General features: G+C 73.7%; 12 protein-coding genes. 9 read left to right on the top strand and 3 right to left on the bottom strand.

Annotation, left to right across the window (positions count from 1 at the left end; all coding sequences use genetic code 11):
- Nucleotides 1-142: 142 nt before the first annotated feature.
- The 6 genes from AB0K82_RS38905 to AB0K82_RS38880 all read left to right on the top strand — a co-directional run bounded on the left by AB0K82_RS38905 (nucleotide 143) and on the right by AB0K82_RS38880 (nucleotide 4,468).
- On the top strand, nucleotides 143-628 hold the full coding sequence (locus AB0K82_RS38905) for a M24 family metallopeptidase (RefSeq protein WP_364407099.1): 486 nt from the start codon (nucleotides 143-145) through the stop codon (nucleotides 626-628).
- Between the two features lie 36 nt (nucleotides 629-664).
- Entirely contained in the window at nucleotides 665-1,222 is a 558-nt protein-coding gene (gene efp, locus AB0K82_RS38900; protein ID WP_345358399.1) for an elongation factor P, read from the top strand.
- A gap of 3 nt (nucleotides 1,223-1,225) precedes the next feature.
- Entirely contained in the window at nucleotides 1,226-1,642 is a 417-nt protein-coding gene (nusB, locus tag AB0K82_RS38895; RefSeq protein WP_345358402.1) for a transcription antitermination factor NusB, read from the top strand.
- Nucleotides 1,643-1,838: 196 nt separating this feature from the next.
- Complete coding sequence (locus tag AB0K82_RS38890; RefSeq protein ID WP_364407024.1) at nucleotides 1,839-2,591, top strand: methyltransferase domain-containing protein; 753 nt, start codon at nucleotides 1,839-1,841, stop codon at nucleotides 2,589-2,591.
- Between the two features lie 29 nt (nucleotides 2,592-2,620).
- Nucleotides 2,621-3,892, top strand: coding sequence for a DNA polymerase IV (locus AB0K82_RS38885; protein ID WP_364407021.1), 1,272 nt, complete (start codon nucleotides 2,621-2,623; stop codon nucleotides 3,890-3,892).
- 183 nt (nucleotides 3,893-4,075) lie between these two features.
- Nucleotides 4,076-4,468 carry a DUF3040 domain-containing protein gene (locus AB0K82_RS38880; protein WP_364407018.1) on the top strand — a complete coding sequence of 131 codons (393 nt, stop codon included), beginning with the start codon at nucleotides 4,076-4,078 and terminating at the stop codon, nucleotides 4,466-4,468.
- 200 nt (nucleotides 4,469-4,668) lie between these two features.
- On the opposite strand, the gene AB0K82_RS38875 is transcribed toward AB0K82_RS38880, so the two are convergent.
- Genes AB0K82_RS38875 through AB0K82_RS38865 form a run of 3 tightly spaced genes read right to left on the bottom strand, consistent with a single transcriptional unit; the run spans nucleotide 4,669 to nucleotide 9,243 of the window.
- Nucleotides 4,669-7,056, bottom strand: a complete 2,388-nt coding sequence (locus AB0K82_RS38875) for a DUF3488 and transglutaminase-like domain-containing protein (RefSeq protein WP_364407016.1) — start codon at nucleotides 7,054-7,056, stop codon at nucleotides 4,669-4,671.
- Nucleotides 7,053-8,285 (bottom strand): DUF58 domain-containing protein, encoded by a 1,233-nt coding sequence (locus tag AB0K82_RS38870; protein ID WP_364407013.1) that lies wholly within the window; start codon nucleotides 8,283-8,285, stop codon nucleotides 7,053-7,055. Before AB0K82_RS38870 ends, AB0K82_RS38875 begins: the two co-directional genes overlap by 4 nt.
- A gap of 1 nt (nucleotide 8,286) precedes the next feature.
- On the bottom strand, nucleotides 8,287-9,243 hold the full coding sequence (locus AB0K82_RS38865; protein WP_364407098.1) for a MoxR family ATPase: 957 nt from the start codon (nucleotides 9,241-9,243) through the stop codon (nucleotides 8,287-8,289).
- A gap of 506 nt (nucleotides 9,244-9,749) precedes the next feature.
- Here AB0K82_RS38865 and mraZ point away from each other — a divergent pair.
- From mraZ to AB0K82_RS38850, 3 genes are all read left to right on the top strand, one after another.
- The gene (gene mraZ, locus AB0K82_RS38860) at nucleotides 9,750-10,181 is read left to right on the top strand and encodes a division/cell wall cluster transcriptional repressor MraZ (protein ID WP_345358417.1); all 432 of its coding nucleotides are present in this window, start codon (nucleotides 9,750-9,752) and stop codon (nucleotides 10,179-10,181) included.
- A 323-nt stretch (nucleotides 10,182-10,504) separates the two neighbouring features.
- Nucleotides 10,505-11,572, top strand: a complete 1,068-nt coding sequence (gene rsmH, locus AB0K82_RS38855) for a 16S rRNA (cytosine(1402)-N(4))-methyltransferase RsmH (RefSeq protein WP_364407010.1) — start codon at nucleotides 10,505-10,507, stop codon at nucleotides 11,570-11,572.
- Nucleotides 11,569-12,021 (top strand): hypothetical protein, encoded by a 453-nt coding sequence (locus AB0K82_RS38850; RefSeq protein ID WP_364407007.1) that lies wholly within the window; start codon nucleotides 11,569-11,571, stop codon nucleotides 12,019-12,021. Before rsmH ends, AB0K82_RS38850 begins: the two co-directional genes overlap by 4 nt.
- Nucleotides 12,022-12,073 lie beyond the last annotated feature (52 nt).

The following is a 12,073-nucleotide window of genomic DNA, read 5'->3' as shown; positions in this document are numbered from 1 at the left end:
CAACAAGCACTACGGCCCGCCCGGGCCCAACTACCTCAAGAGGTCGACGACGTGACATCCCTCGCCCCGGCCGCGGCCGCCGGCGGCGGGGGGGGGGGGCCCGGCGCCGGCCCCGCCCGCCGCCCGCGGCCCGAACGGCGCCATCCCGCACCACGTCCCCTCCGGCCGCGCCATCGAGCACGGCGACCTGGTCACCATGGACTTCGGCGCCCTCCAGGGCGGTTACCACGCCGACATGACCCGTACGATCGCGGTCGGCGCGGCCGGCGCCTGGGAGCGAGAGATCTACGAGCTCGTCGCCGCGGCCCAGGCCGCGGGCCTCGCGGCGGCGCGCCCGGACGCGGTGACCAAGGAGGTCGACGCCGCGGCCCGCGGTGTGATCGAGGCGGCGGGACGCGGCGACGAATTCCCGCACGGGCTCGGCCACGGCGTCGGCCTCGAGATCCACGAGGCACCGCTCATGGGGTATGACAAGACCGGTAAACTGACGGATCGAGTTCCCATCACCGTCGAGCCCGGCGTCTACGTCGCCGGTCGCGGCGGAGTCCGCATCGAGGACACGCTCGTGGTCCGTGCGGACGGTCCGGAGCTGCTCACCAAGACCACCAAGGACCTGCTCGTCAGCTAGACGCGGCAGACCGCCGAAGCGGGAGAACGACACACAGTGGCGACGACGAACGACCTCAAGAACGGCATGACGCTGAACCTCGACGGCCAGCTGTGGACCGTTCAGGAGTTCCAGCACGTCAAGCCTGGTAAGGGCGGCGCGTTCGTCCGCACCAAGCTCAAGAACGTCCTGTCCGGCAAGGTCGTCGACAAGACCTTCAACGCCGGCACCAAGGTCGACGTGGCCAACGTCGACAAGCGCGAGATGCAGTACCTCTACCGCGAGGGCGAGGACTTCGTCTTCATGGACACCGAGACCTACGACCAGCCCCACATCCCGGCCTCGACGGTCGGCGACGCGGCGGACTACCTCCTGCCGGAGCAGAACGCCGTGATCGCCTTCAACGAGGGCACGCCGCTCTACATCGAGCTGCCCGCCGCCGTGGTGCTCGAGGTGACCGAGACCGAGCCCGGCCTGCAGGGCGACCGCTCCACCGGCGGCACCAAGCCCGCGACGGTCGAGACCGGTGCGACGATCAACGTTCCGCTGTTCATCACGACCGGCGAGAAGATCAAGGTCGACACCCGCTCGGGCGACTACCTGGGTCGTGCCTGATCCGTGGCGGCACGGAGCAAGGCGCGCAGACGCGCCCTCGAGATCCTCTACGAGGCCGAGGTCCGCGGTGAGTCGCCGGTCGAGGTCCTCGACCGGCGCACCCGGCAGTCGGAGCACCGGCTCGCCGAGCAGGACTTCGTCGAGCGACTCGTCGAGGGAGTCGCCGCGCACCGCGAGCGCCTCGACGAGCTGATCGCGACGTACGCCGTCGGCTGGACGCTCGACCGGATGCCCATCGTCGACCGCAACATCCTGCGTCTCGGCGGATACGAGCTGCTGTGGAGCGAGGACGTGCCCGACGGGGTCGCCGTCAGCGAGGCGGTGGCCCTGGCGACCGACCTGTCCACCGACGAGTCGCCCCGGTTCGTCAACGGCCTGCTGTCGCGGCTGCTGGAGCTGAAACCGTCCCTGTCCCTCTAGGCCGGCCAGGCAGGACCGGCCGGCACCGGGGCGGTGCCGGCCGGACGTCTCCACGCCCGAAGCCGGGGGCGAACGGATCCGTGCGTACCCGCGCGCCCGCGCCCATCCCTCCTGATCGCGCCCGCCGGCCGAGGGCACTCAGCCGGTGGGCACGGCACTAGGGTGGGGAGGACACCGAGCCGGGAGGGGGCAAGCCGTGACCGATCGTCCGCGATCGCGGTCGACGCGCACCGCCGTCGTGTGGGAGATCCTGCGCGACGTCCTCGACGAGACCGCCAAGGAGTCGGGCCGTGACCGGCTCGACGTCGTCGACGCGGGCGGTGGCACCGGCGGGCTGGCCGTGCCGCTCGCCGAGCTCGGGCACCGGGTGACGGTGGTCGACGCCAGCCCGGACGCCCTCGCCGGCCTCGAACGGCGCGCGGCCGAGGCGGGCGTCACGGTCCGCGCCGCGCAGGGCGACGCCGACGGCCTGCCCGACGTCGTCGGCCCCGACAGCGCGGACCTCGTCATCTGCCACAGCGTGCTGGAGTACGTCGACGACCCGGCCACGGCGCTGGCCGCCGTCGCCCGCACCGTCCGGCCCGGCGGAGCGGTCAGCGTGCTGGCCGCCAACCAGGTCGCCGCGGTGCTCCATCGGGCGCTCGCCGGGCACTTCGAGGACGCCCGCCGCGTGCTGTCCAGCGCCCAGGGCCGCTGGGGGGACCGCGACCCGGTGCCGCGCCGGTTCACCTCCGGGATGCTGGCCGAGCTGATCGAGGCGGCGGGCCTGCGGGCGGGGCCGGTGCACGGCGTCCGGGTGTTCGCCGACCTGGTCCCCAGCGGCATCATCGACGGTGAGCGCGGGGCCGCCGACGAGCTCGTCGCCCTCGAGCGCGCCGTCTCCATGCACCCCGTCCTGAAGGACGTCGCCACTCAGCTCCACGCCCTGGCCTACCGGCGCCGGTCATAAAACCATGAACGGCGACCAGTGAGCGACCGATGAGCAGGAAACAGCAGTTGCACCGGCCCGGGCCGCAGCCCGGCCCGCCGGGGGACGACACCGGCTGCACGGTCCTGCACGTGGACATGGACGCCTTCTTCGTGAGCGTCGAGCTGCTGGAGCGCCCGGAGCTGCGCGGCCGTCCCGTCGTGGTCGGCGGGGCGGGGCCGCGCGGCGTCGTGTCCGCCGCGTCGTACGAGGCGCGGGCCTTCGGGGTGCACTCGGCGATGCCGATGAGCCGGGCCCGGCGGCTCTGCCCGCAGGCGGTCGTGCTGCCGCCCCGCCACGACAGGTACGCCGCCGCGTCGGCGGGCGTCATGGAGATCTTCCGGTCGATCACGCCGCTGGTGGAGCCCCTCGCGCTCGACGAGGCGTTCCTCGACGTGGCGGGGGCGCGGCGCCGGCTCGGCCGGTCCGCGGAGATCGGCCGGATGATCCGGGAGCAGGTCCACGAGCAGCAGGGCATCACCTGCTCGGTCGGGGTCGCGAGCACGAAGTTCGTGGCCAAGCTCGCGTCGACCAGGTGCAAGCCGGACGGTCTCCTGGTCGTGCCCGCGGACGGAGTGGTCGACTTCCTGCATCCGCTGCCGGTCGCGGCCCTGTGGGGCGTGGGAGAGCGCACCGAGGAGTCCCTCCGGCGCCTCGGCCTGCGAACGGTCGGCGACCTCGCGCGGACGCCGGTCGACACCCTGCGGCGCGAGGTCGGCGAGGCGGTCGGCCGGCACCTGCACGACCTCGCGTGGGGACGGGACCCGCGGCCGGTGACGGCGAGCGTGCCGGACAAGAGCATCGGCGCGGAGGAGACCTTCGACCGCGACCTCGCCGACCCGGAGGCGATCCGGCGCGAGCTGCTGCGGCTGTCCGACCGGGTGGGCGCGCGGCTGCGGGGAAGCGGCCAGGCGGGCCGCACCGTGGCGGTCAAGCTCCGCCGGCCGGACTTCACCACCCTGACCCGCGCCCGTACGCTCGCGGACGCGACGGACGTGGCCCGGGAGATCTACGCGACCGCGTGCGCGCTGTACGAGGCGTCCGGGCTGCAGGGCGCCCCGCTGCGGCTGGTGGGCGTGCGGGTCGAGAATCTGGTGCCGGCCGGCACGACTCCTCGGCAGCTGGCCCTGGGCGAGCCGGAGGTCGGCTGGCGCCAGGCGGAGGCGGCCATGGACCTGGCGGCACGGCGGTTCGGCGCGGGTGCCGTACGCCCCGCCGCCCTGGTCCGCGCGGACCGCGAGCGTGATGCTCGCCACGGTCGAGAGGCCGAAAATGAGGTATGAGGCGGATGTGATCAGTGTGACCACGGTGAGTGATCAGGGGCGATGACTTGACGATCCTCCTGTCCACAGTCGAACGTTTTCTTTCCCCCGGTCGTCAGGGCTCGTATTCTGGGCATATCACCGATAGCCATGTCCCCGTCCGGCGTGGGATTCCCCTTCGTGGGGCTGTCTTTGGGAGGCGCCGTGCCGCTCTCTGACCACGAGCAGCGCATGCTCGACCAGATCGAGCGCGCGCTGTACGCCGAGGATCCGAAGTTCGCTTCGGCGGTCCGCTCGACCGATCCGCAGGTGCATTACAGGCGCAGGATCTGGAAGGCCGCGATCGGCTCCGCGCTGGGCCTGTTCGTGGTGTTGGCAGGCGTGATCGTGAACACCATGCCGATCAGCATCGTGATCAGCGTGGCCGGGTTCCTGCTCATGGTCACCTGCTGCGCGTGGGGGCTGACCAGCTGGAAGCGGATGAACGGAGTGGCCGATCCGGCGCCGCGCAGGCGGGGCAGGCGGCCGAAAGCGGCCAGCGGCGGGTTCATGGAGCGCCTTGAGGAGCGCTGGCGCCGCCGCCACGGAGAGCTTTAACGTCCCGACGACCATGTCACCGCCCGGCGGACCGCCGGGCGGTGACGCGCTTCCCGGCCGGCCGCCCCGTCCTTGCGGGGGCGTTCCCGGTCGTCCCATGCCGTCGGGTGATGTGCCGTCCGGTGGATATGCCGCCGGGTGGGCGTGCCGGCGGGTGGGCGTGCCGCCGGGTGGGCGTGCCGGCGGGCTCCGCTCGGCGTTCAGCCGGCGGAGTGGCGTCGCCGGCGCAGGGCGAGGGAGTCGATCCGGTCGAACACGTCGAGCGCCCGGCCGCCCACCCCGCGCAGGAACACCGCCGAGGAAGACGGCAGCACCCGGGCCCGCCACCGGCCGCGTCGTCCCGCCGCGGCGGCGAAGGCGGCCCGTACCGAGAACGCGTCACCGCGCAGCCCCGTGCCGGGACCGGGCGCCGGCGCGTACCTGGCCAGTTCCTCGGCCCGTACGAGTCGGGCCAGCGCCTCGGCGGTCGGCTCGTCCAGCGGCCGCGCCTCGATGAGCCGCCGGGCCGCGGCGCGCGGGCTGTCGCCGGCCCGCCACGGGAGGCCGAAGTCCGCCGCGGCGACCCGTAGCTCGTCCCAGGCCGCATGCGCCACATCGGCCTCGGTGGACCCGCGGGCCCACCGGCGGACTCGCGCCAGGCGGTGCAGTGCCGCGGGCAGCGCGGCGAGCAGGACGACGGCCAGCAGCGCCAGCAGCGGGCCGACCGGCAGGCCGTCGCGGTGCGTCGGGGCGAGCGGACCGGCCGAACCGCTCCGGTCCATCGGGTCGGCGCGGCGGTGCGGGACCGACCCGGGGCCGGTGGCCGAGCGCCCGCCCGGCGTCTCTCCCGCCGAGGGGAGCCGGCTCGTCGAACCCGCGACCGGCGCGCCGGGGAGCAGCTGCGGGCTCGTGTACTCCGGCACGGTCGCGCTGCCCTGGCCCGTCCCGCCCGTCGGGGTCGGCTCGAAGCGCAGCCAGCCGATTCCGGAGAAGTAGAGCTCGGGCCAGGCGTGCGTGTCCTTGGTGCGCACCGCCCAGCTGCCGTCCGCCCGCCGCTCACCGGCCGTGTAGCCCATGGCGACGCGTGCGGGGATGCCGACGATCCGGGCCAGCAGCGCCATCGACGCCGCGAACTGCTCGCAGTACCCGGTCTTGCTGCCGAACAGGAAGTCGCGGAGCGCCCCGACATTGCGCGGGGAGGGCGCGTCGAGGCTGTAGGTGAAGTTGCCGGGCTTCGTGAACCACTGCTGCAGCTTGACGGCCCGTTCGTACGGCGTCGACGCCGTCGTGGTCAGCCTGCGCGCCAGGGCGGCGACGTCGGCCGGGACCGTAGCCGGCACGGGCAGGTACCGCGACACGACCTCCGCGGGGAGCGGCGCGACGGCCTCGAGCTGCTGGTACGTGGGCGCGGGCCGCACGCTCGACACCGTGTAGGCCCGGCCGCCCGCCGACTCGTGCGGAGAGAAGATCATCAACGTGGAGGCGTCGACCCGCCAGTCGCCCTTGATCGACACCTTGGTCGGCGGGTAGGGGGTCGGCAGGACGGTCATCCCGCGCACGTGCGAGTCGACGTAGATCCTGGTGGTCACGGGATGGAGGAGGGAGGCGTCCAGCTCCAGACCCGGCGCCGAGGGCAGGGTCTTGCCGTCGACGCGCGCGTTCTTGTCCCCGTGGATGGCGGAGTACGTCCATCCGTCGCCGTCGAACCGGTCCAGCGAGTACATCCGCAGGTAGTCGGGGGAGGAACCGTCGTCGGACGTGCGGTAGGTGAGGACGACGGCGTCGTCCGCGCGTACGAGCTGCCGTTTCAGGCTCACCAGCGGATCCGGGGTCGTCACCGTGGTGAGCCCGTTGCCGGCGCCGCCACCGGCCTCGGGCAGCCAGTGCGGATCGATGTCGGGCACCGCGAGGGGGACCACGACCGCCAGGGCGACGGCGGTCAGCCCGATCCGCCGCCCCGTCACGGACAGGGGACTCGAGTCGGGGCGGTCGTCCCGGGACGCCTCGCCCGACCAGTACCGCGTGAACACCGGACGGCCCCAGCCCGAGAGGCGGTCACGGGCGTCGGCCACGAGGAGCGCGAGGTATCCGGCCGCGCCCGGCAGGAAGAGCAGCCAGCCGGCGCTCTCCTGCCGGAACCGCGACGGGAGGGCGTACATCGCCAGCAGGGGCAGCCCGGCCGGGGCGGCGCGGCGCAGACGCACGGCGAGCAGGTCGACCAGGATCGCGATCAGTCCGATGCCGCCGGTGCTCAACAGCTCCACCCCCGGCAGCACCGGCACGGGCGGGGCGTAGCGGAACGAGTCCTGCCAGCCGTCGCGGGCCAGGTCCGCCAGGTAGGACACCGACCCGGGGGTCGGGACCACCCCGAGCAGCGCGTCACCGGACGCGAACAGCACGTTGAGGTAGCACAGCAGCGCGATCGCGGCGATCAGCAGACAGACCGGGACGGGCAGGCGGAAGCGCCGGGTCAACGCGCCCGCCCCGCCCACGGTGAGCACCGCGCCCAGCCCGCTGCCGAACCACCCGGCCGTCTTGAACAGCGGGTACAGCGCGACCGAGGCGAGCAGCGTGGCCGCGCAGGCCGCGATCGTCAGACGTATCCTCATCGCGCCTCCGTCCGGTCCGGCTGTCCGCGCCGTCCCCCGCCGTCGGGCCAGGCCGTCCGCAGCGCGGCGGCCGAGGCCACGGGGAGGACCCGCCACCCCGCCGCGCGCAGGATCCGGGTGACCTCCGGGTCCGCGCTCTCCTCCCCGATGATCACCGCGACGCGGGCGGCGGTCCCGTGCCCGGCCCCGGCGACCTCCCGGGCGTCCTCGGGGGTGAGCCGCCCGAACACTCCGACGATCAGGCCGTCGCCTTTGTTCGCCGTCTCGCGGACGGCCGCCAGGCCCGGTCGCAGTGACCGGCTCCGCGACGTGCGGACGACGGCGAGGAGGTCGAGGAGCGCCCCCTCGAACGTCGCGGACGGGGCGAGCGCCACGCCCTCGTCCGTGACGTACCGCAGGCCGAGCCCCTCCCGGCCGAGCCGCAGCCCGATCGAGGCCGCCGCGGACACCGCGTGCTCGAACGACGCGCCCGGACCGTCCCCCCAGTGCGCCGTCCTCCGCGTGTCCAGGAAGAGGGTGCCGCTCGTCTGCCACTGCTGTTCCTCGCGGCGCACCATCAGCTCCCCGCGGCGCGCCGTCGACCGCCAGTGCACCCGCCGCAGGTCGTCGCCGTGCCGGTACTCGCGCGGCGTCACGTCGTCCTCCCCGGCGCCGGCCACCATGCGGGCCCGGCTCTCACCGCCGCCCGTCCACGAACCGGTCGGCCGGCCCGCGGGGAGTGGCACGATCGCCGGGGTGACCGTGATGACGTCGGCGGCCGTGAACGACCGCGCGAGCTCCACCAGCCCGAACGGGTCCGCCAGGCGCACGGTCAGCGGCCCGACGCGGTACTGGCCGCGGACGTCCGCCCGTACCCGGTAGGCCATCTCCCGGGCGCCGCCCGGCTCGATCCGGTCGATGACGAACCGCGCGCGACCGCCCAGCGTGTACGGCACCTGGTCCTCGACGAGGAGGATCCCGGTGGGCAGCCGCGAGACGTTCTCCAGCAGGACGTTCACCTGCGCCTCGCCACCGGCGGGGAAGCGGGTGGGGCTCGCCCGGCGCGAGCAGGTCAGCCGGTAGCGGGTCCGCGAGACCACCAGCACGGACAGCAGCGGCAGGGCCAGGATGAGCAGGCCGGCGCGGAGGAGGTCCCGCTCGCCCAGGACGAACGAGCACACGATCGCGGTGGCCCCCGCCGCGATGAACGACCGGCCCCGGGTGGTCAGCGCGTGGAGCGTCGCCGCCATGTCAGCGCCGGTGATCGGGGACCGGAACGCGTTCGGCCAGTTCGGCGACGATCTGCTCGGGCGACCGGCGCTGGACCTGTGCCTCGGCCGTCGGCAGGAGCCGGTGCGCGAGCACCGGGACGGCGAGACGTTGCAGATCGTCGGGGAGGACGTACTCCCGGTCGTCCAGGGCCGCGTAGGCGCGGGCGGCCCGGACGAGCTGGAGGGTCGCCCGCGGTGAGGCGCCGAGGCGCAGCTCCGGATGGTCCCGGGTGGCGGTGACGAGGGCGATGGCGTACCCGCGCAGCGCGGGCGCGACGTGCACCTCGCGGACGACCTCGATCATCGTCCGTACGTCGCCGTCCTGGGCGACGGGCTGCAGCCGATCCAGCGGGGAGGGCCCGCCGTGCACGTCGAGCATCTCCAGCTCCGCGGCCGGCTCCGGGTAGCCCATCGCGATCCGGGCGGTGAACCGGTCACGCTGTGCCTCCGGGAGGGGATAGGTCCCCTCCATCTCGACCGGGTTCTGCGTCGCGATCACCATGAACGGGGCGTCCAGCGGATACGTGCGGCCGTCGACGGTGACCTGGCGCTCCTCCATGCACTCCAGCAACGCGGACTGCGTCTTCGGCGACGCCCGGTTGATCTCGTCGCCCACCACGATGTTCGCGAAGACCGGACCCGGCTTGAACTCGAACTCCCGGCGCTCCTGGTTGTAGGCGCTGACCCCGGTGATGTCGCTCGGCAGCAGGTCGGGGGTGAACTGCACCCGCCGCACCGAGCAGTCGATCGACTTGGCGAGGGCCTTGGCGAGCATCGTCTTGCCGACGCCGGGGACGTCCTCGATGAGGAGGTGACCCTCGGCGAGCAGGACGGTCAGCGCGAGGCGTACGACATCGGGCTTGCCCTCGATGACGGACTCGATGGCTCCGAGGATCTTGCTCGAGATCTGGGCCAGCCCGTCCAGTCCCCGGCCGATGTCGCCGTGCGTGCTTACTGACACTTACCCCTCCTCGGGCCACCCGGACGGCGGCGCCGCATCGCCCGGCCGTCGTGGATGGACGCTCCCACCCGATATGTCGTACTGACAGTACGTCGTCGGGCCCTGCCGCGGCGATGGCTGCGGCTCGACGCGCGGGGATGTCCCGGCCGCGGCGGGGGGCGCCCTCGCGACGACCTCCCGGCCCGGCCGACGCGGTCCGCGGCCGGACGGCGACGGGTCGTGACGCCCGGAGGTGCTCCACTTTCCCCCACCGGCCCCGCCCGGCCCTCCGGCGGCGTCGGTCCGGCGGCCCTGACCGTCGCGCCGGGCGGCTCTGACGGGGTCTGTGGCGCCCCACGAGGACGCCCTGTTCTGACCTGGCCGTACGCGTGGCGAGATGCCGTGTGACCGGTGTTTTGGTCGTTGACCGTGGGGGAGAGTGGAGTACAGTGGGGCGCCGTGGGGGAGGGCAATCGACCCCGCGAAGCGGGAGGTGGGGGCCGATGTTCCTCGGCACTCACTCACCGCGCCTGGACGACAAGGGACGACTGTTCCTGCCGGCGAAGTACCGCGAGGAGCTGTCAGGGGGATTGGTGATCACGAAGGGCCAGGAACGCTGCCTCTACGTCTTCCCTGAGGCCGAGTTCCAGCGCATCACCGAGGCGCTTCGCACCGCACCGGTCACCGCCAAGGCAGTGCGGGACTACAGCCGGGTCTTCTTCGCCAGCGCCTCGGACGAGGTCCCCGACAAGCAGGGCCGGATCACCATTCCGCAGGCGCTGCGGCGCTACGCGGGCCTGACCCGCGACTGCGCCGTCATCGGTGCCAACACGCGGTTGGAGATCTGGGACGCGACCGCCTGGGAGACCTACCTGGCCGACCAGGAGCAGCAGTTCTCCGATCTGTCGGAGGAGGTGCTGCCCGGGATTCTTTGACGCACCATCGCCGGTGATCGGATCCGTTCGGCGAGGTCTCCACCCGCTCCCAGCTGGCGCACCTTCCCCGGTGCCAGATGGCCGTTGCACATCTTCCTCACGGAGCAGCGGATGGGGACCTGGCCGGACGAAATCCCGATCGGGGGCCGGCGTCAAGCCATTGAGCGGTGAGCCGCCGAGCAGGAGGGGTGGCGTCTTCCACGGGGCAGACGGCCACACCGGCCGCCTTTATCGTCCCTGAACGATTCTTCCTCAGGGGTGACGGGCGTCAGCGAGCGCGGTCTCAGCGCTGTCCGCGAGCAGTGGCGTCCTGAGGGGGTTTCATGCACGGCGATGACGAGCGCGAGGAGGGGCCGCGCGCGCAGGGCCATGTTCCGGTCATGCTGGACCGGATCCTGGCGCTGCTCGCTCCGGCCTTGTCGGCGCCCTCCGATGAGGACGCGATCTACGTCGACGCCACCCTGGGCCTCGCCGGGCACGCCACCGCCGTCCTCGCCGCGTACCCGCGGGCGCGGCTCATCGGGCTCGACCGCGACACGACCGCGCTCGAGCGGTCCCGGCGCCGCCTGGAGCCCTACGCCGGCCGGTTCACGCTCGTGCACGCGGTCTACGACGAGATCCCGCAGGTCCTGGCCGACCTGGGCGTTCCGCGGATCCACGCGATCCTCTTCGACCTGGGCGTCTCGTCCCCGCAGCTCGACGAGGCCGAGCGCGGCTTCGCCTACTCCTACGACGCACCGCTCGACATGCGGATGGACCGCACCCAGCGGCTCACCGCCGAAGAGGTGGTCAACACCTATTCGGTCGCCGACCTGACGCGCATCCTGCGCGACTACGGCGAGGAGCGGTTCGCGCGGCGCGTCGCCGAGGCGATCGTCCGTGAGCGGGGGCGCGCCCCGCTCACGTCGACGGCCCGCCTCGTCGACGTCGTCCGCGGCGCCATCCCCGCCGCCTCGCGCCGCACGGGCGGCCATCCGGGCAAGCGCACCTTCCAGGCGCTGCGCATGGAGGTGAACGGCGAGCTGGCCGCCCTCGAGCGCGCGGTGCCCGCCGCCCTCGACGCCCTGGCCGTCGGCGGGCGCATCGCCGTCCTGTCCTACCACTCGCTGGAGGACCGGATCGTCAAGCGGGCGCTGGCCGCGCGCACCACCGACACCACCCCACCCGACCTGCCGGTCCCGCTGCCCGAGCTGCAGCCCCGGTTCCGTCTCCTCACCCGGGGGGCGGAGCAACCGGCCGACGAGGAGACCACGACCAACCCCCGAGCCGCCTCGGCACGCCTGCGCGCCGCCGAGCGGATCCGGGAGGAGCGACGTCCGCGAGGCATCGGCGCGATGCCCCTCGGTGAGCAGCCGCCGAGCGGGCGGAGTGGAGCAGGAGGCATCGCATGACCATCACGACTCCGCCGCCGGAGACCCGGCGTCGCCGTCGGCGCGGGGACGCGCCCATCCGGGCGCGCGATGCCGGGAAGGACATCGCGAAGAAGGGCACGCCCGCGACCGGCCGGGGAGCCGCCGCGGCCGAGAAGCCGGCGAAGCCGACCTCGCGGGACCGGACGACCGCGAAGCCGGCGCCGCGCGACAGGGCCGAGGCGGCGGCGCGGGGCAAGGCGGGCAAGGCCACGCCGCGCGGCAAGACCGACGGCAGGTCCCGTAAGGACCGGACCGAGGCCGCGCCCGCCGGCACGCGGACGCGCGCCGCGACGGGCGGGAAGACCACCGGCAGGTCGGCGGGCACTGCGGCGAAGACCGCGAGCAGGTCGGCGGGCACCGCGGGGAGGACCGCGAGCAGGTCGGCGCGGTCGACTGGAGTTCCCCGTCCCGCGAGTATTCGTCCGTGACGCCGAGCGCCGACGCTTCGGCAAGATCGATCAAACGCTCGGCATATCGCCG

Source organism: Actinoallomurus sp. NPDC052274, from assembly GCF_040679475.1.
Lineage (GTDB): Bacteria > Actinomycetota > Actinomycetes > Streptosporangiales > Streptosporangiaceae > Actinoallomurus > Actinoallomurus liliacearum.
The sequence above is the reverse complement of the archived record's forward strand: the minus strand, read 5'-3'. Positions and strand labels throughout refer to the sequence as shown.

Excerpts from the sequence above, each read along its gene's own strand:
- AB0K82_RS38875 (WP_364407016.1), bottom strand. The coding sequence starts at position 7,056 with ATGAGGATACGTCTGACGATCGCGGCCTGCGCGGCCACGCTGCTCGCC.
- AB0K82_RS38870 (WP_364407013.1), bottom strand. The coding sequence starts at position 8,285 with ATGGCGGCGACGCTCCACGCGCTGACCACCCGGGGCCGGTCGTTCATC.
- AB0K82_RS38850 (WP_364407007.1), top strand. The coding sequence starts at position 11,569 with ATGACCATCACGACTCCGCCGCCGGAGACCCGGCGTCGCCGTCGGCGC.
- mraZ (WP_345358417.1), top strand. The coding sequence starts at position 9,750 with ATGTTCCTCGGCACTCACTCACCGCGCCTGGACGACAAGGGACGACTG.
- AB0K82_RS38885 (WP_364407021.1), top strand. The coding sequence starts at position 2,621 with ATGAGCAGGAAACAGCAGTTGCACCGGCCCGGGCCGCAGCCCGGCCCG.
- rsmH (WP_364407010.1), top strand. The coding sequence starts at position 10,505 with ATGCACGGCGATGACGAGCGCGAGGAGGGGCCGCGCGCGCAGGGCCAT.